Below are 21,486 nucleotides of genomic sequence, written 5' to 3' on the forward strand. Positions count from 1 at the left end.
TTCACTTCATTGGCCAGAACAAACTATTTTGAAACCTTGTCTACCTACTCTCCAAGAGAAGCAATGGTCCGTATCAATCGCAGGTGGCTGTACCATCTGATGATGCAAGTCGGTTTCGTGAATTACGCCGAAGAGTGGTGGCATTATGATTATGGAAACATTCGTTGGGCGATCCATAACAACACCCATGCCGTTTACGGCGGAATCCTCACAAGATAAAAAAAGTCTATCACAACTGCTGTAAATCAGTGTGATAGACTTTTGCTTTTTGTCTTTATGGAGTTGGAATTCCCTCTTGGCTGATATTGACCAAAATCTCATCAAATTTACTTTGTCGAACAAGTACTTCTTTTCCTTTGATCTCATAATCATAGTCATGTTTCTTCAAGTAGTCCTCTACCTGTTGAACCTGCTTGGTGTTTAGCTCATAAGAGAAAAGCGGTACCATGGGTGAACGATCTTGCATACTGAAATATAGGATCACCGCTGCTGCAATCGCAACGATAATGAGTCCAATTGTCATATTTCTCTTTTGAGTAGTAGCCATAATCACATCTCCTCCTCAGTTGTTTTTGGGAAAACCAACTAGAGTAGATGCTATCAAATTTTCACACGATGGTCAAATTAGCAGGAATTTTATAGCAAAATAAAAGCTCCGGCGAGGAACCATACCGAATTGACAATCTCGGTAATTCCTACTGTCATCGGTGTTAGTTTATTGATCTTTAAAACAGAAATCATTTTAATGCAGCCTGGAATAAACAGAAGTGCAATCATTGAAGGTGCGTGCAGGATCAGCACGGCGGCAATGACGACCAGATGGAACAGTATCCCAATAATCCGGAAGCTTTGATTGGTTTTTTCACGAAAAAGTGCTTTTACATAAAAGACACTTCCCGTGAAGTAGATGATGTTCAAAAGCATTGCCAACAGGATACTTTCCTGACTCACTTCTTGCCCAAGGTAGGCAGCAATCGGCAGTAGCATGGTGAGTGCCGTAATTCCGACCAGGTCGTTTCCAAAATTGCGTTCCTTTTTCTTCACGATGAACAGAGCGGAAATACCCAGCAACGGAATCATAGCAAGCATCGGTACAAACGCTGTTGGTTTTACAAGGAAGGGGGCGAGCAAAAACAAACCCGCCACACCGGAAAATACAGATACAGAAAGAAGTGATTCACGCAATCTTTTTGGCTGACGAACGACGGTTAACATCGCATTCATCGCTAAATATCCAAAGAACATTCCGATTCCTGCCAACAGATGCCAAAAAGTTGCACCTGAAATAGCTATGCCTAATAGAAACGGCATAATCAGCATAGCCCATGCGCCATGCTCACGCGGAAAAATCCAAACCCGTTTTGAGTTCTTCGTTGTTACTGCGTGCATGCAACCTCACTCTCCTGCCAGCCTTTCGGAATGTAAACACATGATGGATCGCTTTCGAGATAATCCCCTGTGATACCATACGCACGTGCACGAGAACCACCGCATAGCTTACGGAATTCACAGGCACCACATTTTCCTTTTAATTTGCTAGGATCACGCAAGTCCTTGAAAATCTGATTCTCACGATAAATCTCCGCTAGCGGTGTCTCTCTCACATTTCCTGCTACGATTGGTAAGAATCCGCTTGGTTGCACTTCCCCAATATGCGAAATAAACACAAATCCATTACCGTCATTCACGCCTGATTCAGCTCGACCCAAGAAATCCGGTCGTTTTTCTTTGAGGTCGATTTTACCGCTAGCTTGAATCGCTTCTTTATTTTGTAGAGCAACCCTTCTAAAGGCAGGTGCTGCTGTCGTCTTGATGCCATAGCTGACTTCTCTTGTTTTCTTCAAGAGCCAGTTGAAAATGCGCTCATGTTCTTCTGCTGAAACCATATCATCCATTTGTCCACGTCCAGTAGGCACCAGGAAGAATACGCTCCAGAGAACGGCTCCCCACTCTTCAACGAGTGCAGCCATTTCTTCCAGTTTATCAGCATTGTAACGGGAAACCGTTGTATTAATTTGAATCGGGAGACCAAGCTCCTTCAAATTTGCCAGTGCTTTTACTGTCAGATCAAAAGATCCTCTGGTTCCTCTGAATTTATCGTGAATCTCGGCATTTGGACCATCGACACTGAAGGCCCAGCGTGCAAGACCAGCTTCTTTTGCTTTTGCCATCGCATCTAACGTTACACGAGGTGTTGCACTAGGGGTCATGGATACTCGCAAGCCCTTGGAAATGGCATAACGAGTAAGGTCTTGCAAATCAGGGCGCATCAGAGGATCGCCACCTGTGAATACGAGTAATGGATCACCCATTTGCGCAATTTGATCAATTAGATTCTTGCCTTCTTCATTCGACAACTGTCGTGGATCCGCTAATGGTTGAGCTTCGGCACGACAATGCAAACATTTCAATGCACAGGCTCGAGTAACTTCCCAAATAACTATAAATGGATTCTGATCGTACATTTCTTTCACTCCTACACCCTATTTAGAAACCTTGGCAGTCTCGCGTCTTGCTTGCAAAGCATGCAGCACCTGAGCTTTCTGAAAGTCAGTTAAGATCTGTTCTGCCATTGGAAATAACACACAATTTTCTTTATACATATGGTCGGCCAGAAATTCATCAACCTGGTAGAGAAGTTCAATAAGCCTGTTTGTCTTCTGGTGAATCATCTTACAGGACTCAACCTCTACCACCAATTCGTCAACTAATGAACGCAAGGTCTGATGCTCTCCATTCATAAGTGAAATCGGACCATTTGCCTGACCTAAAACCTCAGCGATTTGAGGAAATAGAATTTGCTCTTCTTCTATTAAATGGTTTTCCAGTTCATGCCGCAGGAATTGAGTGAAACTGTCAATGATTTGTCGATTTTCTTCGGACCAGATTTGATCACTCAAAATAGCCACCTTGATACTCTCCAAACGATCTTCTACAACATCGTGATCTCTATAGTAAAATGCGAGTAGCTCCGAACGATTGGGGTGACCATACTTCAACCTACAACTACCCGTGGTATGCGGCATTTCCTTTCCCTCCCTTACTGATACACCCATCGTATCTTAATTTGTCAAAGAAAGTTGTGAAAAAAATCACATCTACGTGCCTATCCAGTTGCTACAATGAGTCTATGCATTAACAAGGAGGGAACTACACATGATTGGATTATCCAGTCTGCTTGAAACAACCCAAACCTTTGGGGACAAACTACGTTACTCTGAAGAAGCTCGTGGTCAAAACAGAGGTACCCATGAAGGTCACGGACCCGTTGTGGTTTGGAATATTACCAGAACTTGCAATCTCAACTGTTTGCACTGCTACTCCAGTTCTGAAGCAATACAATATGAAGGTGAATTTAGCACCGAGGAAGCGAAAAACGTAATTGATCAGCTTGCCGATGCGAAAGTTCCTGTCATTCTTTTCTCTGGTGGTGAGCCGCTCATCCGCCCAGACATCCTTGAACTTGCTGAATATGCAATTGGCAAAGGGATCCGCATTACATTCTCTACAAACGGTACACTTATTAATGAAGAAAAAGCGAAAAAATTAAAAGAACTCGGCGTAAGTTATGTGGGAATCAGCTTGGATGGTATCGGAGAAATCCACGATAAATTCCGCCGTAAAGAGGGCGCATTCGAATTGACGCTCAAAGGTATCCGCAACTGCTTGGCAATCGGACAAAAAGTAGGATTGCGTTTTACCATGAATCGTCACAATATCGAATCATTGCCTAGCATTCTGGAATTAATGGAAAAAGAGAATATTCCACGTGCATGCTTCTACCATCTTGTGTACGCTGGTCGTGGCGCAGTGGAAGATGATATTACACATGAGCAATCCCGTGAAGCACTTGACTTGATTATCGATGCAATTAAACGTTTTGCAGATAAAGGCGAGGCACGTGAAATCCTGACAGTAGACAACCATGCAGATGGCGTGTATCTCTACCTGAAAACAAAAGAAGAAAACCCTGAACTTGCAGAGCGCATCTATGAAAAATTGTTGCGCAATGGTGGTAACCGTTCTGGTGTTGCTCTTTGCAATATTGACCACCGTGGTAACATTCACGCAGATCAGTTCAGTCAAAATATTACGTTCGGAAATCTTCGTGAAAAGAGCTTCAAGGAAATTTGGGAAAGCGACCACCCGATCCTCACTGGTCTTCGCAACCGCAAAGAAATGATCAAAGGCCGCTGTGCTGAGTGCAAATACTTTGAAGTATGTAACGGAAACTTCCGCCCTCGTGCTCTTGGCTACTATGGCGACTATTGGGAATCCGATCCACAATGCTTCCTGACAGATGAAGAAATCGGTCTTACCCCTGTGAAAAACGGTTAATTGAACGAAATAAATGAAACCCCTCAATCACTGATTGAGGGGTTTGTTTTGTAGACTTTCTGATTAGAGTCTGCCAAGCTGTTTGCGAGCGGCATCTGTCATTTTGTCAGGAGACCATGCTGGCGCCCAAACGAGATCAACTGTCACCAGATTAATCCCTGCTGATTTGAGTACCGATTTCACCCCGCCTACAATGCTGTCGTGCAATGGGCAACCTGGTGTCGTTAAAGTCATCGTAACAATTACTTCTTCCCCATTCTCTGATTGCTCGATATTGTAAACCAATCCCAGATCAACGATATTAACTCCCAATTCAGGGTCGATTACACTTTTAAGCAGTTCTTTCAATTGATCATTTGTATGCATGTTGTTTTCCTCCTTTATTTATAAGCAAGTATATTGCAAAGTAGATATTCCTTATCTGCGAAATACCAAAGCGATTTGACTGGCGTACACAATTGACAATAAAGAGATGATCAACTGCAAATAGAATTGCACAGATGAGATTCCAAACATCACTGTGATTCCGAATATTACATGAGCAACCAGCAACACTCTCAAAATGTTCGAGAATGATTTCTCTACTAATAGCTGAGCCAAGGCTGGTACTCCTGGCTTACCCATCTGGGAGCTATATTTGTGTGTCCACCAAAGAAACGGAACAATTTTTGACATGTAACACAATATGCTGCCATTCACCCACAATAAGAGAAAGAAGTAAAAAGCGCCTCGAATAAAGAATTCATTCACCCATAAGCTCGGGAATGCCCCTAATGCCAACAAAACAAGTACAAAAAATACGGATGTCCCTCTCACTACCCATATAGCGCTGACAATACCTGCTCCAGGACTTGCCTTGTGACGATGCTTGTTCATCTGTTCTACATGATACCAGTAAAGCCCAAAACCAATCGTAACAAGCAGCAAATTGATCCACAGGATGATCGTCGACAGACCTAAGAATAATGACAAGGCCATACCGATCATTCCTGCAGTCATCAGTCCGACGATCCATGGTTCAATACGCTGCGAATAATTGTGGGCTAGTAAGAACATCGGCAAAAGCTTAAAACTGAACCCAACGATTAAGAGTCCAAACCATCCAATTACGCCTAGCCAGATATGTGTGGGAAGCAAGGAATCGTGCAGATTGCCAAGGAAGGCTAGCGAAAAGTCGACTCCCATCAGAGCACCCGTTGCAGCAGTTAGCAGCAGTGCAACAATGGAGATCGTGACCGCAGCGGTGATGCTGTTCCAATTTTTTGCCTGCATGACGGTTGCCAAAATATTTATTACAAACAAGCAGATCCCAATAAAGACAAAGATTGCTGATCCCATCAACAGTTTGAGATCGAAGTGATAAAAGGCATGTGCTAAACCAAGAACCCCTATACTATAGGCTACAAAATGCATATAGCAGAGTTTTTCACTGTATACTTGCCTCTGCAATACGACCTGCAGCAATTGATAGATGGCACCCATGGCAATCATTGAACCCCATCCCAAAACGCCAAGGTGAGCAAGACTCCAGCCGTATGGGATACGGATGCTGTTTTCAGCATAGAATTGGGGATCTACTAAAGCGAACAGATTGAAGAAAATGAATAACAGGATGCCAACCCCGATAAACAAAAAGGGGACACGAAATGTATTTTGCAACGAATATCACCTGCCCGATAAGTGAGTTGGGTTTTTCTTCTTTATCCTACCCAATTATACAATACAAACGTGTGAGACAGATCACGAAACGAGAATCTTTTTCAATCGCAGTTGCAGCTACTGAAACCATCTGAATGACAATTCGTATATAAATGGAAGAACAACAGATCACTCAAGGGGTAGGTGTTCGATGTGTCAAAGAAAGAATTTGCTAAGGGAGTCTGGAAGGGATTTTCGCAAACTTCTATTTTTGATAAAGATTGTCTGCAAATGCTTCAAGCCAGCAGCCGATTACCGAGTTTACGCTACGTCAGTTCTGGGATCATGTCACGGGGAAAAAGAAGTTGTCCAAAGATGAGGTGGAACAATTAAAGCGCCAATCAAAATACTCACGTTTCCTGTAAGAATACCCACCCGACACAAGCTATCGCTGGCACCGGGCGGGGCCCCTACGAAAAAAGTGCGAGTAAAAAACTCGCACTTTTTTATTCAAAATCCAGTAAACCTTTTTTCACCGCATAACGAACAAGGTCAGGACGTGTTTTCAAATGAAGTTTTTCCATGATCTTCGACTTGTGTGTCTCAATTGTTTTCACTGATACAATCAGTTGCTCAGCGATCTCTTTATTCGAATAGCCTTTTGCAATAAGCACGAGGATCTCACGTTCACGATCAGTCAGCACGTCAAATTTCCCCTGCTCTTCCCCGCTTTGTACACGTTGCAGGAACTCTTGAATTAACGATTTCGTTGCCGACGGATATAAATAGGCAGCTCCCTGGAAGACGGTTCGAATCGCAGAAATCAAATCCAGATCAGGAGCACTTTTCAGAATATAGCCGGACGCACCTGCTTGTAGAACACGAAAGAGGTATTCCTCATCGTCATGCATCGTCAGCACGAGGATATCAATTTGAGGTGCTGCTGCCTTCAAACGAGTGGTTGCAGAAAGACCATTCTCCCCAGGAGGCATGCTTAAATCCATTAAAACGATATCAGGCTTGAACTCCATTGCTTTGTCAAATGCCTCTTTACCGTCTGCTGCCGTGCCGACTACTTCCATATCCTCTTGTGCATTAATCAGCATCGACAGACCCGAGCGGACAATCGCATGATCATCTGCTATAAGTACCCGTATCGACATGCAATGGTTCCCCTTTCTCATTGACAGGAATCAATACTTTAATGGTTGTTCCTTTGCCGGGGGCCGATTGAATATCTACTTCTCCACCGAGAAGGCTCGCTCGTTCTTTCATGCCGTACAATCCAAGTCCTGTACCCAATATACGAAGTTGATTTAAATCAAAACCTCGGCCAAAGTCTTCTATAGATAATTCTATCATTTTGCCCAAGTCTCGGAAACGGACAAATAATTTATCAGTATCCGCATATTTAGCAGCGTTGATCATCGCTTCCTGACAAATTCGGTAGAGAGCAGTCTCCACAGACGAATGGAATCTTCGTCTAGAGCCAACAACATCCAATTCTGTCACAATCCCGAATGTATCTTCATATCGCTTGGAATAAGAGCGGATAGCCGGGATCAACCCCAGGTCATCCAGCGCAGACGGGCGCAACTCTACAGCCATGCTCTTAACTTCATCCAGAGCTCGTGCTGTCATTTGTTGAATGTCGACAAGCAAGTTCTTCAGCTCCGTATCGACGTTAGCTTGATTTACTACTTTCAACCCGACCACGATACTGTAAAGCGCTTGACCGACACCATCATGCAAATCACGTGAAATGCGTTTGCGCTCTTCTTCTTGTGCTTGAATAATGTAGTTGGTAATTTGACGTTGGAACCGTTCTCGCTCCATCCGATGCTGCTCGGTCATGTCACGTAAAATGACAACCATAGCTAAATCCGCTTCCTCGGGCAATCGAGTAGAGCTGGCTGCTATGGTAAACTGGCGCCCATCTTTTGCAGTTATGTGCATTTCAAAGGAAGGCATGGATTGCATAGTTGAAAAACATTCGTTACAGGTTATTTCCTCTGTTCCGGTAGCCATGCCACGACAAATATTACAAAAGGGTACTTTTCCTATTAATTCTTCGGCAGGATATCCGGTTATTTTTTCTGCTGCACGGTTTGCACCTATAACAAACCCTTCCTTACTAACAACTAGGATAGCGTCAGTCACATTCTCAAAAATAGAATGCAGGATAGAGGATGTATTATAGGTGGCACTCACATTTGCCAACCAAGCCATGGTAACGTCCCCTTTTTCCGTTTGTTACTTCCATCATAAAATGATTAATCAGGCTTTTCAACATATTAAACATATTAACGTCATTAATTCTAGGATGATTGTGAAGGATTAGCCCAATCTTGAAAGTGTGTCACTGGAAAAACGGATGTTCCCGGTTTTGGTCGTAGCATGGACTCCAACTGCTCCGCCACACTAATCACAAGTTCAACAACATCATCTTCAAAAGAACGAGTGTCTCTGCAGCCAACTAATAAAACGCCTTTTACCCGTTCATTTGTCGTGATTGGAACCGCTGCAATGCTTTTCAGGCCTTCAGCCAATAAAATAGGATATTCACGTGGATCATCACCGCTTTTTGGTGTAAACGAATCGAGAATCATCGGTCGCCCGGAACTCATTACTTTACCCGCAATCCCTTTACCAAATCGCAGAACAATTCTTTTATATCGATCATTTCTGTTTCCAGAGGCGTATTTCCAACGAATCATTTGTTCGTTATCTAGCCAGGCAATTGCGGCGAAGTCAGTTGCAGTTAAACGTCTAAGTTCACTTAGACTCGCTTCGATATCACCTTGTAGACTTCCCATAGTTCATGCCTCCAAACCAACTGCTTTTATATCAATCGTTACACTCAGTTTAACATTATTCTAACCATTTGAGTTATCAGGGAATTCCCTGATCATATAGGGGAAAATACCTTGACTTCACAGAGTTGACAATTCTTGTTCCCTCTTTATACCACGATTGGTTCTTATTTCTCAACACAGTCTTTAATATACATAATTTTCCATGGTATGTGTAAAAAAATAATCCCAATCACTCCTTATCGGATTGGGATTACTTTTAGAAAAATAACCTACGCTACATGGTTATTGCGACTACGATAAACGATATAGCTACGTTTGAAGTATGCAAGCGGCACACTCCATACGTGTACAAGGCGAGTGAACGGCCAAATACCGAAGATCGCAAAAGAGAAAATTACGTGAAGTTGGAAGAAAAGCGGTACTTCAGCCATCAGGGATGCATCTGGTCTGAAAGTAAGCAATCCTCTCAACCAAGGTGAGATCGTTTCACGGTAGTCATAACCGTCGCCAAACATGTTGTATCCCAGAGTCATCGCAACGCCTAATGCTACGTTTGCAAGGATCAAAATGGCTACCAACATATCAGATGCAGTGCTGGTAACGCGAACACGCTTTACGTTAATGCGACGCAAGAACAGAATCGTAATACCAACCAAACACATAATACCCGCAAGACCACCGAGGTATACTGCTCCAGCATGGTACAAATGCTCAGAAACGCCGACACTTTCCATGAATGATTTCGGGATCATCAAACCTGCTACGTGACCGAAGAATACCATTACAATCCCGACGTGAAACAGCATGCTGCCCCACATTAAGCTTTTCTTTTCAAGGAATTCACTGGATTTAGCAGTCCAGGCAAGCTGGTCGGTATTATAACGATAGATGTGAACAACGATAAAAGTCGTCAGCATCAGATATGGATAGATGATCCAGAGGAATTGGTTCCAGAAATTCACGGTGCCACCTCCGTTATTTACTTAACGTATTGTTCGATATGAATTTGACAAGCTTCGATTAACGAAGCATAAGGACTCTCTGCTTTCACAAGCTCCGCATGGAGTTTCTCAATGCCCGGACGGAAGTCTTCGGTTAATGTTTGAACCACTTCTTTTGGTGCTACAGAGAAAATCTCAAGTACGAGCGGAAAATAGTCAGGAAGTTCTTCTGTAACAAGCTCGAATCCAATCGCATCGTACAACTCTTTCAATTGGACCAGTACTTGCCCCCGCTCACGCTCCTCACCTAAGTTGGAATAGGTGAGGTAGAGCGTGCTTGCTGAGTTAAAGTCAAAGGTATTGACGTACGTTTCTGTCAAAGCCTCTTCATTCGTGCTTGCCAGGTAATCGATGAACTGTGTAACTAATTGCTTGATTTGTGTATCAGCAATTGTATTTGCTTCTTCCCGTAATTCAGCAATCTCCAGTCCTTCTGGGTACTGTAGAAGTACTGACAAGAACTGAAACATGCGTTGCTCATTACTTTCTGTAGGATGGGTAGAAGTTAGCGTTGTCTCCATGGTAATCCCCCACTTCACAAGAGTTGCAAGATGCAAAGTCATATCCGGTAGAGCCTTGTTCGCTGTAGAGGTTCATAAATTCTTCTTTGTGAGCTGGTGGAATCACGAAACGATCTTCATACTTAGCAATTGCGAGCAAACGGTACATTTCTTGAACAGTTTGATCATCCAAGCCGAGTTTTTCGAGCAATTTGAGATCAGGTTCTTTGTTTGTATTCAGCGCACGCATGTGTTGACGCATAGCTGCCATGCGGCCCAATACATTTGTAATGATGTCTGTATCACCAGCAGTCAGGATGTTAGCCAGGAATTGAACTGGAATTCTCATCTCGTTAATTGCTGGGAAGATATTGTTAGCATCAAAGTTGGAACCTTTTCCTTCAAATACGTTCATGATCGGGCTGAGCGGTGGTACATACCATACCATTGGGAGTGTGCGATACTCTGGGTGCAATGGCAGGGCAACACCGTGTTTGATTGCCAGCTTGTAGATTGGTGAACGTTTCGCAGCTTCTAACCAGTCATCAGAAATTCCGTCACGACGTGCTTGTTCAATGACTGCAGGATCATTTGGATCCAAGAACAGGCTAAGTTGTGCTTTGTAAAGGTCTTTCTCATCTGGAGTAGACGCAACTTCTTGTACACGGTCTGCATCATACAAGAGGATACCGATGTAACGGATACGACCAGTACAAGTTTCAGAACATACTGTTGGCAGACCTGCTTCAATACGTGGGAAACAAAGTGTACATTTCTCGGCTTTTTGTGTTTGCCAGTTGAAGTATACCTTTTTGTAAGGGCAGCCTGACATACAGTAGCGCCATCCACGGCAAGCCTCTTGGTCAACCAGTACGATACCGTCTTCGTCACGTTTGTACATCGCACCAGATGGGCAAGATGCTACGCAACCTGGGTTTAAGCAGTGTTCGCAAATACGTGGCAGATACATCATGAATGCTTGTTCGAATTCCATTCTGATCTGCTCTTCTAACTTTTGCATGTTTGGATCTTTGTAACCGGTCACGTGTGCACCGGCCAAGTCATCCTCCCAGTTAGGGCCCCATTTGATATCCATATACTCATTGGTAAGTCTGGATTTCGGACGAGCAACTGGTTGGTGTTTCTTTTGTGGACTATTGGTTAATGCTTCATACTCATAAGTCCATGGCTCATAATATTCATCAATTGTTGGCAAATCAGGGTTGTAGAAGATTTTACCCAAAGCCAGTTTGTTAATTTTGGAACCAGAGCGAAGCTCCAGTTTTCCGTCTTTTAACATCCATCCGCCTTTGTGTTTCGCTTGATCTTCCCATTGAACTGGATAACCTACACCTGGCTTGGTCTCTACGTTGTTAAACCAAATGTACTCAGCACCCGGACGGTTGGTCCAAGTATTTTTACACGTAACGGAGCATGTGTGACAGCCGATACACTTGTCAAGGTTCATTACCATTGCAACTTGCGCTTTAATTTTCAAGCCAGTTCACCTCCTTCAACTTACGAACAGCCACGTAAAGGTCACGTTGGTTACCGATTGGGCCATAGTAGTTAAAGCCGTAGCTTAATTGTGCATATCCACCAATTACTTGAGTTGGTTTCACATGAATCTTCGTCGGGCTGTTGTGCGTACCACCACGGTCATTTGTGATTGTAGAACCAGGAACGTTGATGTGCTTGTCTTGAGCGTGGTACATGAACATGGTTCCACGTGGCATACGGTGACTGACTACCGCACGAGCCACAACCACACCGTTACGGTTGAATACTTCTACCCAATCGTTATCTTTGATTCCGCCTTCTTCTGCATCCTGGTTGTTGATCCAAACGTTTGGACCACCACGGAACAAGGTAAGCATCAAGAGGTTATCTTGGTACGTACTGTGAATGTTCCATTTACCATGTGGCGTAAGGTAACGGAGTGTAACTTCTTTGTGTTCTGTTGCCGGACGATTATCTCTGTGCGAGAATACGGATTTCGGCAATGTCGGTTTGTAGATTGGCATCTGCTCACCGTATTCCAACATGATCTCATGGTCAACGTAGAATTGTTGACGACCAGTCAATGTACGGAATGGTACGAGACGCTCGATGCTTGTAGTAAATGGTGAATAACGACGGTCACCTTTATTGGAACCAGAGAATACAGGAGTTGGAATTACTTGTCTTGGCTGTGCTGTAATATCATCGAAAGTGAATGCTTCTGCTGCACGTTCTTCCGCCAAGTCTTTCAGTTCAAGACCCGTTTTCTTCTCTTCTGCTTCCCATGCACGCAGGGCCACTTGACCGTTGGTTGCACTGGACATATGAAGAATCGCTTCTGCTGCTTTACGAGCAGTTTCGATAGAAGGCAATCCTTGCGTGATACCTTCTGTTGTAATTTGTCCATTGATCTTTTTGAGTTTCTCGTACTCTTCCGCTACTGGGAAGGAGATACCGTGAGCCCCAATCGGGTTCTTTTGAAGCAATGGTCCAAGAGCGATAAACTTGTCGTAGATCTTGGTGTAATCACGCTCAACGATCACAAATTTAGGCATTGTCTTACCTGGAATGGCTTCAACCTCACCTTTTTTCCAGTCGAGTACACGTCCGAATGGTTGTGCAATCTCGTCTGGTGAATCGTGCAAGAGTGGAGCTGCAACGATGTCTTTGCGTGGTTGTGGAAGATATTGTTTCGCCATTTCCTGGAATCGTTGTGCCAAGGATTTGAAGATATCCCAGTCAGATTTTGCTTCCCATGGCGGGTTGATCGCCGGGTTCAATGGATGAACGAATGGGTGCATGTCTGTACTGCTGATGTCATGTTTTTCGTACCATGTTGCTGCAGGCAATACGATATCGGAATACAGTGCGTTACCAGCCATGCGGAAATCCAAGCTTACAAGCAAGTCAAGTTTTCCTTCTGCTGCTTCGTCACGCCATTTCACTTCTGAAGGTTTGAAATCGGAGCTTTCTTCAGAAAGATTGTTGTTGGTAGTACCGAGCAAGTGTTTCAAGAAGTACTCATGACCTTTTGCAGAAGACGAAATCAGGTTGGAACGCCATACGAACAATTGACGTGGGAAGTTAACCGGATTGTCAGGGTCTTCAATAGCAAAGTTCATTTTGCCATCTTTCAACAAATCCACTGTGTACTTCACAACATCTTCTGGAGTCTCAGCACCTGCTTTTTTCGCATCGTCGAAGATATCCAGTGAGTTTTTATCGAACTGCGGATAAGAGGGCAACCATCCCAAACGTGCAGCCAATACATTGTAGTCAGCGGAGTGCTGATATCTTGGTTTGTCAACTGTTGCTGCAGTCAAATCTCCAAGTGGCAACTCTTCGTATCTCCATTGATTTGTTGCGAAATAATAGAAGGAAGTCGCATTTTGCAGACGTGGCGGCATTGACCAGTCACGACCAAACGCAATGCTGGACCAACCTTCAACCGGACGGCATTTTTCTTGTCCAACGTAGTGAGCCCATCCTCCACCGTTTACACCTTGGGAACCTGTCAAGATAACAAGGTTCAGGATAGCACGATAGATGGTGTCACCATTGAACCAGTGGTTGATACCCGCACCCATGATAATCATGGATCGTCCGTCAGTATCTACAGCATTTTGAGCGAATTCGCGAGCAATTTGAGTAACTAGCTCAGCTTTAACGCCTGTATGTTGTACTTGCCAAGCTGGTGTGTAAGCATCCATATCCTCGTAGCTTGTAGGGTAGCCTTTCAAGCCGTCGCGACCAACACCATAGTTTGCAAGCATAATGTCATAAACAGTTGTTACGTAAGTGATCTCTCCATCTTTTTCGATGCGTTTCACTGGGATCGAACGGCTGATCGTACCACGAGTATCGTCGTCGAAGTAAGGAAGATCAACTTCGATAATTTCATCTTCTGAACCGAGAAGAGTAAGTTGCGGATCAAACGCATTTCCGTGCTCATCTTCCAATTTCAGATTCCACTTGCCTTTTTCACCCCAACGGTGACCAATACTACCGTTCGGAATTACGATGTTACCTGTGTTTGCATCAAGTACCGCCGTTTTCCACTCTGAGTTTGTAACTTCTTGATTCAAGTCACTAGCTACTAGGAAGCGGTCTGATACGAAACGATCGCCTTTTTTCTTCAACTGAATGAGGTAAGGCAAGTCAGTATATCGTTTTGCGTAATTTACGAAGTATTCCGTTTGGTTGTCTACATAGAATTCTTTGAGGATTACGTGAGTCATTGCTTGTGCCAACGCAGCGTCTTGACCTGGGTTAACAGCAAGCCAGTTATCCGCAAATTTTACGTTCTCTGCATAGTCTGGGCTGACGGCAACTACTTTCGTACCTTTGTAACGAACTTCTGTCATGAAGTGAGCGTCTGGCGTACGAGTCATTGGTACGTTGGAACCCCACATCATGATGTAGCCGGAGTTATACCAGTCAGAACTTTCTGGAACGTCTGTCTGTTCTCCCCATACTTGCGGAGAAGCTGGCGGCAAGTCAGCATACCAATCGTAGAAGCTGAGCATTGGGGCACCTACCATTGAAAGGAAACGCGCACCAGATGCGTAACTTACCATCGACATCGCTGGAATCGGTGTGAAACCTGCGATACGGTCAGGACCATATGTTTTGATGTTGTAAATCATGGATGCCGAGATCAACTCAGAAATCTCTTGCCAATTCACACGTACGAAGCCGCCTTTACCGCGAGCTTTTTTGTACTGGTTAGCTAATTCTTTGTTCTCTACGATGCTTTTCCATGCTTCAACAGGATCTTTTGTTTTCGCTAATTGTTCTCTCCAAAGTTTCAATAATGCTCCGCGTGCATAAGGGTATTTCACACGCAATGGGCTATATACATACCAGGAGAAACTCGCTCCACGAGCACAGCCGCGTGGTTCAAATTCCGGCATGTCGGGACCACAGCTAGGGTAATCCGTTTGCTGGTTCTCCCAAGTGATAATTCCGTCTTTTACAAAGACTTTCCAACTGCACGATCCCGTACAGTTAACACCGTGAGTGGTACGAACTACTTTATCGTGTTGCCAACGTCTGCGATATACTTTTTCCCACTCGCGATCGTTCGGCGACATCTCGCTCCACCCATTCGAATAACGTTCACTCGGTTGGAAGAAACGAAGCTTCTTCAGAAATGGTGAAAGTTTGTTCTTCATGGTGTATCTCCTTTCACATAAATCTTTTGAGTATTGGCTTACTTTTTACGATGTTTTGATAATTCATAAGGATTTGTTCTACGATTCTAGTCTACCTTGAACTAATAGGTTTACGTCATCGGGAGTTTCCCTGAGATTGAAGGGGAAATTCCCTGAGATTTTGAAAAATCGACAAGATAGCCTATTTACAGGCGCGAATCCTCCCGATTCATTTGAAAAAAACCCCTGATTCAAACGGAACCAGGGGAGATCAAAAGGTGTGATATTAGCCTTTGTTAAGAGCAGTTTTTGAATTAAGAGATTCCTTAGCCCACGCTTTTTTCAATACCATGAAGATGAACATGGCTACAAGTGTAGTTGCTGCGAACCACCAGAATCCGTAAGAGTAGCTATCCGTAACACTCTTCAATGTACCAAGAATGTTAGGTACGAAGAAACCACCGATACCACCAGCTGCACCTACAAATCCAGTCATAATCCCTACTTCTTTCGGGAAACGTGTTGGAATTACTTGGAACAAAGCGCCGTTAGCCAAACCGAATAATAGCAGCGTTACGAACAAGAGTCCCAATGTCACATATACTGGCGGCAACATACCTACAAAGAAGAGTACCAATGTAACAGCTGCGAATAATTTCACAAGCATGGTAGCGCCACCGCCCATTTTGTCAGCCAACCATCCACCGACTGGACGAACGAAGCTTCCTGCAAATACACAAAGTGTAACGAAATCACCGGCAGTTACTTTACTTACACCGTACTGATCAACGAAGAACAGACCAAGGTAGTTGGTTAATCCTACGAAACCACCGAAAGATAAGCTGTAGAAGAAACTGAACAACCATGTTTCTTTGTACTTGATAATCGACATGTACTGCCCTACAGTTTGTGGTTTCGGAGCATTTGGACAATCTTTGGCGAAAATCACGAATACGACGAATGCTACGGCGAGCGGAATCAGTGCGAGCCCGAATACTCCATGCCATCCAAAGCTTTCGGCAAGGCGCGGAGCAAACAACGTCGCAAATACGGTACCGCTGTTTCCTGCTCCTGCTATACCCATTGCAAGTCCCTGATGCTCAGGTGGATACCATCGACTTGCCAGTGGGAGTGCAACCGCGAAGCTTGCACCTGCTACACCAAGCAAGAAACCGAATGCATGCACCTCATTCATTGACTGACCAAACTGCCATGCCCAAATTAGCGGAATCATGGTAATGATCATCCCGATCATACCCATTTTTTTACCACCATATTTGTCAGCTAACAGCCCCATAGGAATACGTAACAATGCGCCACCCAGAACCGGAATACCAACCATCAAACCCTTTTCAGCCGGAGTTAGATTGAAGTCCGACACAATGAATGTCGATGTGGCTCCAAGCATAACCCAAATCATGAAACTGATGTCAAAGTAGAGAAACGAAGATAGTAGCGTTGGTAAGTGTCCTGACTTCAAGAAACTTTTCTTATCAGCCATGTTTCACACCTCATTTGCCAATATTGGCTAACATTTAATTTCTGCGTTTTTACGGGAATAGTAGTACCAAGTAATTACTAGAGAGATTGCATAGTAAGCAATGAAAGCGAACAATGCTGTGTTAGGTGAACCAGTTGCTGCGATTGACATACCGAAAGACTTAGGAATGAAGAATGCACCGTATGCTGCGAATGCTGCTGTCAAACCAAGTACAGTTGCTGCTTCTTTTTGTTCGAAGATTACAGGAATCATACGGAATGTAGAACCGTTTGCGATACCAGTAGTTACGAACAGGATCATAAACATTACGAAGAATCCGCCGAAGTTCTTTGTACCCAAGAAGAAAATTACTCCAAGTGTTGCAGCAATCATCACGATGATATCCCAGAACGTTACGCGAGCTCCGCCAACCTTGTCAGATAACCAACCACCAACTGGACGAATCAAGGCGCCAACCAATGGACCTAAGAATGCGTATTGAAGCGGGTTTACATCTGGGAACTGAGATTTGATCAACAATGGAAATGCTGCAGAGTAACCAATGAAGGAACCGAAGCACATGGTGTACAACCAAGTCATGATCCACATGTGTTTGCGTTTCATTACAACCAACTGCTCAGCAACAGAAGATTTGATTCCTGGAAGATTATTCATTCCAAACATTGCTGCAATTGTAGTCAATACAATTGGAATTACCCATACATAAGCCGCATTTTGCAAGAAGACTGATTTGGATACATCGCCTTTTACCATTGTTTGCGGGTCTCCACCAAGTGCTCCGAAGATACCTGCTGTAATTACCAATGGTCCTACGAACTGGATCGCACTAACACCAAGGTTACCAAGACCTGCGTTAAGACCAAGCGCTGTTCCTTTCATCTTTTTAGGGAAGAAGAAACTGATGTTAGACATGGAAGATGAGAAGTTACCAGCACCAAATCCACAGAATGCTGCGAGAATTGCCATTTCCATAAATGAAGTAGTTGGATCTTGAACGGCCATCCCGATACCAATTGCAGGGATCAAGAGTGACGCTGTACTAATAACTGTCCAGTTACGTCCACCGAAGATCGGAACTACGAAAGAGTAGAAAATCCGCAGTGTCGCACCAGTTAAACCTGGAAGTGCAGCGAGTGTAAATAATTCGTCTGTAGAGAATTTGAAGCCGACTGAATTGAGGTTAACGGCTACTACAGACCAAATTTGCCAAACTACGAAAGCAAGTAGTAAAGCAGGGATGGAAATCCAGAGATTCCGATTCGCAACTTTCTTACCCTCTGCTTCCCAGAATGTTGGATCTTCTGGATCCCAACGACGGGTTTGCAGACTCTTGTTAGACACGTCTTGCATATAAGCTCCTCCTCATACCCGGATAATGAATGGGGGTATTTAGTTCATGCCTTCATTCTAAGACTATTGTTGTGAAAAGTAATTCGGGGAACTCCCTGATTCTTTTCATGTAATCTCCCCGATTGTGATTCCACTAATCCCTACAAATTTTCACCAAAAAAAGAACCCTCTCTGTCTTTTTAGAGAGGATTGTGACAACTTTTTTAACGACTATTTGTAAGCCTTGACGAAAGGATCGCCACTGTGTACAAGAGCAAATGCACCTGGCAAAATGGCTTCACAAAAGGATTTCCAGCCTCTTTGAAAAGGTATTCCACTGGATTGAAGGATTGCCTTTGGCAGAACGGACAAGATTATCATCGCCCAAACTTTAGCAGAAAATAAGTATCTTCGTTAGTGAAAGGCATCACATATATACATCTTCAAATGTGTCTAAAGTTTGACAGCGCTTTCTAAATTGTCTCATCCAATTCATCCAATTTCTCACTGAACTTGATCAATTTATCTGAAAGGGTTATTGATTGATCTGCACGCAAATGATATTTACGCAAGGCGAGGCTTAAACCTTCGATATTGCGCTCAATTGCTTGTAAATACGCCTGTAACTCTGCTTCCGAGAGATCAAGTTGCTGCTCAGGAGACTCCGTTGAGATCGAAATGGGATGATTGGTGACGATTTCTACCGTCTCACCACGTTTCGGTACATAACATGACCATTGCAGCTCCTGTTCAATCAAACTGGCAAAGACGGTTGATGCTTGTTGCTCACCATGAACGATAAAAGTTTGCTTCGGCTTTCGCTCAAATCCTTTTAGCCAGGCAAGCAATTGATTCTGGTCAGCGTGCGCGGAGAAAGAAGAAAGATCGTGAATTTTGGCACCTACCTTGATTGTTACACCTAGAACTTTCACTCTTTTAGCTCCGGACTGTAATTTGCGACCCAAGCTTCCTTCTGCTTGATATCCTACAAAGACCACGTGATTACTATCTTTCCAAAGCTGATGTTTTAGATGGTGAAGAATTCTGCCTGCATCCGCCATCCCACTAGCGGCGATAATAATGGCAGTCCCCTTTTGCAAGTTAAGTCCCTGAGATTCTTCTGCGGTACGGACAAAGCGCAAACCTGGAAAGGAGAGCGGATTATCTCCTTTTTCAAATAAAGCTGTTGTTTCTTCATCGTAATAATCCGGGTTGGCCTGAAAAATCTCTGTCGCTGAAATGGCTAACGGGCTGTCAACATAAACAGGAATGTTTTGCAAGTGTCCCTCTTTGGCAAGTTTATGTAGCTGAAACAACAGCTCCTGTGTCCGTCCCACCGCAAAAGCAGGAATGATCACTAATCCATTGTCTTTTTTGGCAGCATCAATGATTTCAAGCAACTGAGTGCTTTTTTCCGAGATCGGAGGATGAAATCGATTCCCGTAAGTCGATTCGACAAACAGACAATCGGCTTCTGAGATAAGTTCCGGGTCTTTTACAATGGCTTGCCCGCTGGAGCCAATATCACCTGAAAATACAAGCTTGGTTTCATTTTCCCCTTCTCGAATCCACATTTCAACGATGGATGAGCCAAGAATATGTCCTGCATCCTTCATTCGAATGGTAACTGAAGGTGTCAGTTCAATGCGTTTACCGTATGAGACAGAAATGAAATGATCCATTACACGCATGGCATCCTCTTGGGTATACAATGGCTCTACTTTCCCTTTTCTCTGCCTGGATCTCTTTCGATTTTTCCACTCTGCTTCCATTTCGTGAATATGTCCACTGTCCTTCAGCATGATCGAACACAGATCATAGGTGGATTTGGTACAAATGACTTTTCCTCTGAACCCCTCACGTTTCAGCTTTGGCAAGAGTCCCGAATGATCGATATGAGCATGTGTCAGAACTACGTAGGCAATTTCGGTAGGGGAAAACTTCCATGCAATATTATTTAAATTTTCCAACTCTTTGGAGCCTTGGAACATGCCGCAATCAACCAGAATTTTTTCTGTCCCTGTTTCCAACAGATAACAAGATCCTGTAACTGTCCTGGCTCCACCTACAAAGGTTACCTTCATTCAACCTCATCCCCTCTATAATATAAAAGGCAGTCCCCAGAAGGGAACCGCCTCCAAATTTCACATACTACCGGATAATCAATACGGAAACGGATGCTTGATGAAGTACTTTTGCGCTGACACTGCCTAATAGTACGGATGATACGAGTCCATGACCTTCTGCTCCAAGTACGATCACGTCACATTGCTCTTCTCTTGCTCTCCTGCAAATAAGTTCGGCAGGGTTGCCTTCTTCTACATCATATGTAACCCTTTGTTTGTCCGGGAATTGATTCCACGCATCATAAGCTGGTGTTTCTTCGGGCGTAATTGGATTAGCTTGTTCATAAGTGATCGGAATGTATACACCGCCTGCGGGCCCAACCGGAATCGCTGGAAGGTGAACGTATAAAATGGAAATTTGTGAATGAGGAAGCTCTTCATACGTTTTTCGTGCCCACTCTACAGCTTTTTGAGAAGCAGCAGAACCGTCCACAGCGAGCAATATCTTCTTAAACATGTGATTTCCTCCTTAGTTATTGAATGATTCACATGATTCACTTTTATTCTATCACCTTTTGTCAATTTGCTTGTGAAATACATCACATCGATATTCGCTTCCATACTCAAAACCTTCGGATGTTCATAAAAAGGACAAACGATAGCGGTCAAGAATCAGTTCACATATCTTTTCTTGATCATGAATGGAGTAAACAGGGAGTGAATCGGCTTTCATCGGCAACCAGCTTGCGATGGCAATAATTTGTGTTAACTTGTGCAACAATTCCTTATCTTCTTCCCGGCGAATCAGCACGATTTTTGGATAATCAGCATATTTAAACCCCTCAATGAGAATGATATCGGGGATTCCTGTTGAAATACGATTGATTAATTCCGGCAACTCAACAGGCGAGTAATCAAGCCATGCTGTTTTTGTTTTAGATTGAATCGCTACAAGTGGTGCGCCCGCTTCTTTAAATTGCCATGTATCTTTCCCTGTTTGATCCAGTTCAAAATCATGCCCACCATCATGTTTAATGACAGCCACACGCAATCCTTCACTCGACAGTCTGCGAATGATATGTGTAAGCAATGTTGTCTTTCCTGAATTGGAGTATCCGCTGATTTGCATGATAAAAGGCATCAC

General features: G+C 43.7%; 20 protein-coding genes. 2 read left to right on the top strand and 18 right to left on the bottom strand.

All coding sequences use genetic code 11. From position 1 onward, the window contains the following. A partial coding sequence (locus tag ACPW7N_RS01580; protein WP_425649230.1) for a M15 family metallopeptidase occupies positions 1-219 on the top strand: 219 nt, incomplete at its 5' end. A 55-nt stretch (positions 220-274) separates the two neighbouring features. On the opposite strand, the gene ACPW7N_RS01585 is transcribed toward ACPW7N_RS01580, so the two are convergent. From ACPW7N_RS01585 to ACPW7N_RS01600, 4 genes are all read right to left on the bottom strand, one after another. Next, positions 275-547 (bottom strand): hypothetical protein, encoded by a 273-nt coding sequence (locus tag ACPW7N_RS01585; RefSeq protein ID WP_425649231.1) that lies wholly within the window; start codon positions 545-547, stop codon positions 275-277. Positions 548-636: 89 nt separating this feature from the next. Continuing rightward, complete coding sequence (locus tag ACPW7N_RS01590) at positions 637-1,389, bottom strand: YwiC-like family protein (protein ID WP_425649232.1); 753 nt, start codon at positions 1,387-1,389, stop codon at positions 637-639. Continuing rightward, positions 1,377-2,465, bottom strand: a complete 1,089-nt coding sequence (locus ACPW7N_RS01595; protein ID WP_425649233.1) for a TIGR04053 family radical SAM/SPASM domain-containing protein — start codon at positions 2,463-2,465, stop codon at positions 1,377-1,379. Before ACPW7N_RS01595 ends, ACPW7N_RS01590 begins: the two co-directional genes overlap by 13 nt. Positions 2,466-2,483: 18 nt before the next feature. Then, positions 2,484-3,026: a hemerythrin domain-containing protein gene (locus ACPW7N_RS01600; RefSeq protein ID WP_425649234.1), complete on the bottom strand. Its 543-nt coding sequence runs from the start codon at positions 3,024-3,026 to the stop codon at positions 2,484-2,486. 130 nt (positions 3,027-3,156) lie between these two features. Here ACPW7N_RS01600 and ACPW7N_RS01605 point away from each other — a divergent pair, with 130 nt between their 5' ends. Further along, positions 3,157-4,338 (top strand): radical SAM protein, encoded by a 1,182-nt coding sequence (locus tag ACPW7N_RS01605; protein WP_425649235.1) that lies wholly within the window; start codon positions 3,157-3,159, stop codon positions 4,336-4,338. Positions 4,339-4,401: 63 nt separating this feature from the next. Here the strand turns inward: ACPW7N_RS01605 and ACPW7N_RS01610 are convergent, their stop codons facing one another. From ACPW7N_RS01610 to mobB, 14 genes are all read right to left on the bottom strand, one after another. Next, positions 4,402-4,704, bottom strand: a complete 303-nt coding sequence (locus ACPW7N_RS01610; protein ID WP_425649236.1) for a metal-sulfur cluster assembly factor — start codon at positions 4,702-4,704, stop codon at positions 4,402-4,404. Positions 4,705-4,755: 51 nt separating this feature from the next. Beyond that, positions 4,756-5,997 carry a cbb3-type cytochrome c oxidase subunit I gene (locus ACPW7N_RS01615; protein WP_425649237.1) on the bottom strand — a complete coding sequence of 414 codons (1,242 nt, stop codon included), beginning with the start codon at positions 5,995-5,997 and terminating at the stop codon, positions 4,756-4,758. 485 nt (positions 5,998-6,482) lie between these two features. Then, complete coding sequence (locus ACPW7N_RS01620; protein WP_425649238.1) at positions 6,483-7,139, bottom strand: response regulator; 657 nt, start codon at positions 7,137-7,139, stop codon at positions 6,483-6,485. Further along, entirely contained in the window at positions 7,111-8,205 is a 1,095-nt protein-coding gene (locus ACPW7N_RS01625) for a sensor histidine kinase (RefSeq protein ID WP_425649239.1), read from the bottom strand. Before ACPW7N_RS01625 ends, ACPW7N_RS01620 begins: the two co-directional genes overlap by 29 nt. Positions 8,206-8,294: 89 nt before the next feature. Continuing rightward, entirely contained in the window at positions 8,295-8,792 is a 498-nt protein-coding gene (locus tag ACPW7N_RS01630; protein WP_425649240.1) for a GAF domain-containing protein, read from the bottom strand. Positions 8,793-9,061: 269 nt separating this feature from the next. Beyond that, positions 9,062-9,754: a respiratory nitrate reductase subunit gamma gene (narI, locus tag ACPW7N_RS01635; RefSeq protein ID WP_425649241.1), complete on the bottom strand. Its 693-nt coding sequence runs from the start codon at positions 9,752-9,754 to the stop codon at positions 9,062-9,064. 17 nt (positions 9,755-9,771) lie between these two features. After that, positions 9,772-10,314, bottom strand: a complete 543-nt coding sequence (narJ, locus tag ACPW7N_RS01640) for a nitrate reductase molybdenum cofactor assembly chaperone (RefSeq protein ID WP_425649242.1) — start codon at positions 10,312-10,314, stop codon at positions 9,772-9,774. Continuing rightward, complete coding sequence (gene narH / locus ACPW7N_RS01645) at positions 10,274-11,791, bottom strand: nitrate reductase subunit beta (protein WP_425649243.1); 1,518 nt, start codon at positions 11,789-11,791, stop codon at positions 10,274-10,276. Before narH ends, narJ begins: the two co-directional genes overlap by 41 nt. Next, positions 11,781-15,467 carry a nitrate reductase subunit alpha gene (locus ACPW7N_RS01650; RefSeq protein WP_425649244.1) on the bottom strand — a complete coding sequence of 1,229 codons (3,687 nt, stop codon included), beginning with the start codon at positions 15,465-15,467 and terminating at the stop codon, positions 11,781-11,783. The genes narH and ACPW7N_RS01650 overlap by 11 nt, the downstream gene beginning before the upstream one ends. Before the next feature lie 265 nt (positions 15,468-15,732). Then, positions 15,733-16,947, bottom strand: coding sequence for a nitrate/nitrite transporter (locus ACPW7N_RS01655; protein WP_425649245.1), 1,215 nt, complete (start codon positions 16,945-16,947; stop codon positions 15,733-15,735). 27 nt (positions 16,948-16,974) lie between these two features. After that, positions 16,975-18,297: a NarK family nitrate/nitrite MFS transporter gene (locus ACPW7N_RS01660; RefSeq protein WP_425649246.1), complete on the bottom strand. Its 1,323-nt coding sequence runs from the start codon at positions 18,295-18,297 to the stop codon at positions 16,975-16,977. 452 nt (positions 18,298-18,749) lie between these two features. Then, a complete protein-coding gene (locus tag ACPW7N_RS01665) occupies positions 18,750-20,360 on the bottom strand; it encodes an MBL fold metallo-hydrolase RNA specificity domain-containing protein (RefSeq protein WP_425649247.1) in 1,611 nt (536 codons plus the stop codon). 67 nt (positions 20,361-20,427) lie between these two features. Further along, entirely contained in the window at positions 20,428-20,859 is a 432-nt protein-coding gene (locus ACPW7N_RS01670; RefSeq protein WP_425649248.1) for a universal stress protein, read from the bottom strand. Between the two features lie 123 nt (positions 20,860-20,982). Continuing rightward, positions 20,983-21,483, bottom strand: a complete 501-nt coding sequence (mobB, locus tag ACPW7N_RS01675) for a molybdopterin-guanine dinucleotide biosynthesis protein B (protein ID WP_425649249.1) — start codon at positions 21,481-21,483, stop codon at positions 20,983-20,985. Positions 21,484-21,486 lie beyond the last annotated feature (3 nt).

The sequence above is a fragment of the Brevibacillus nigriterrae genome (assembly GCF_049846925.1).
GTDB lineage: Bacteria > Bacillota > Bacilli > Brevibacillales > Brevibacillaceae > Brevibacillus_H.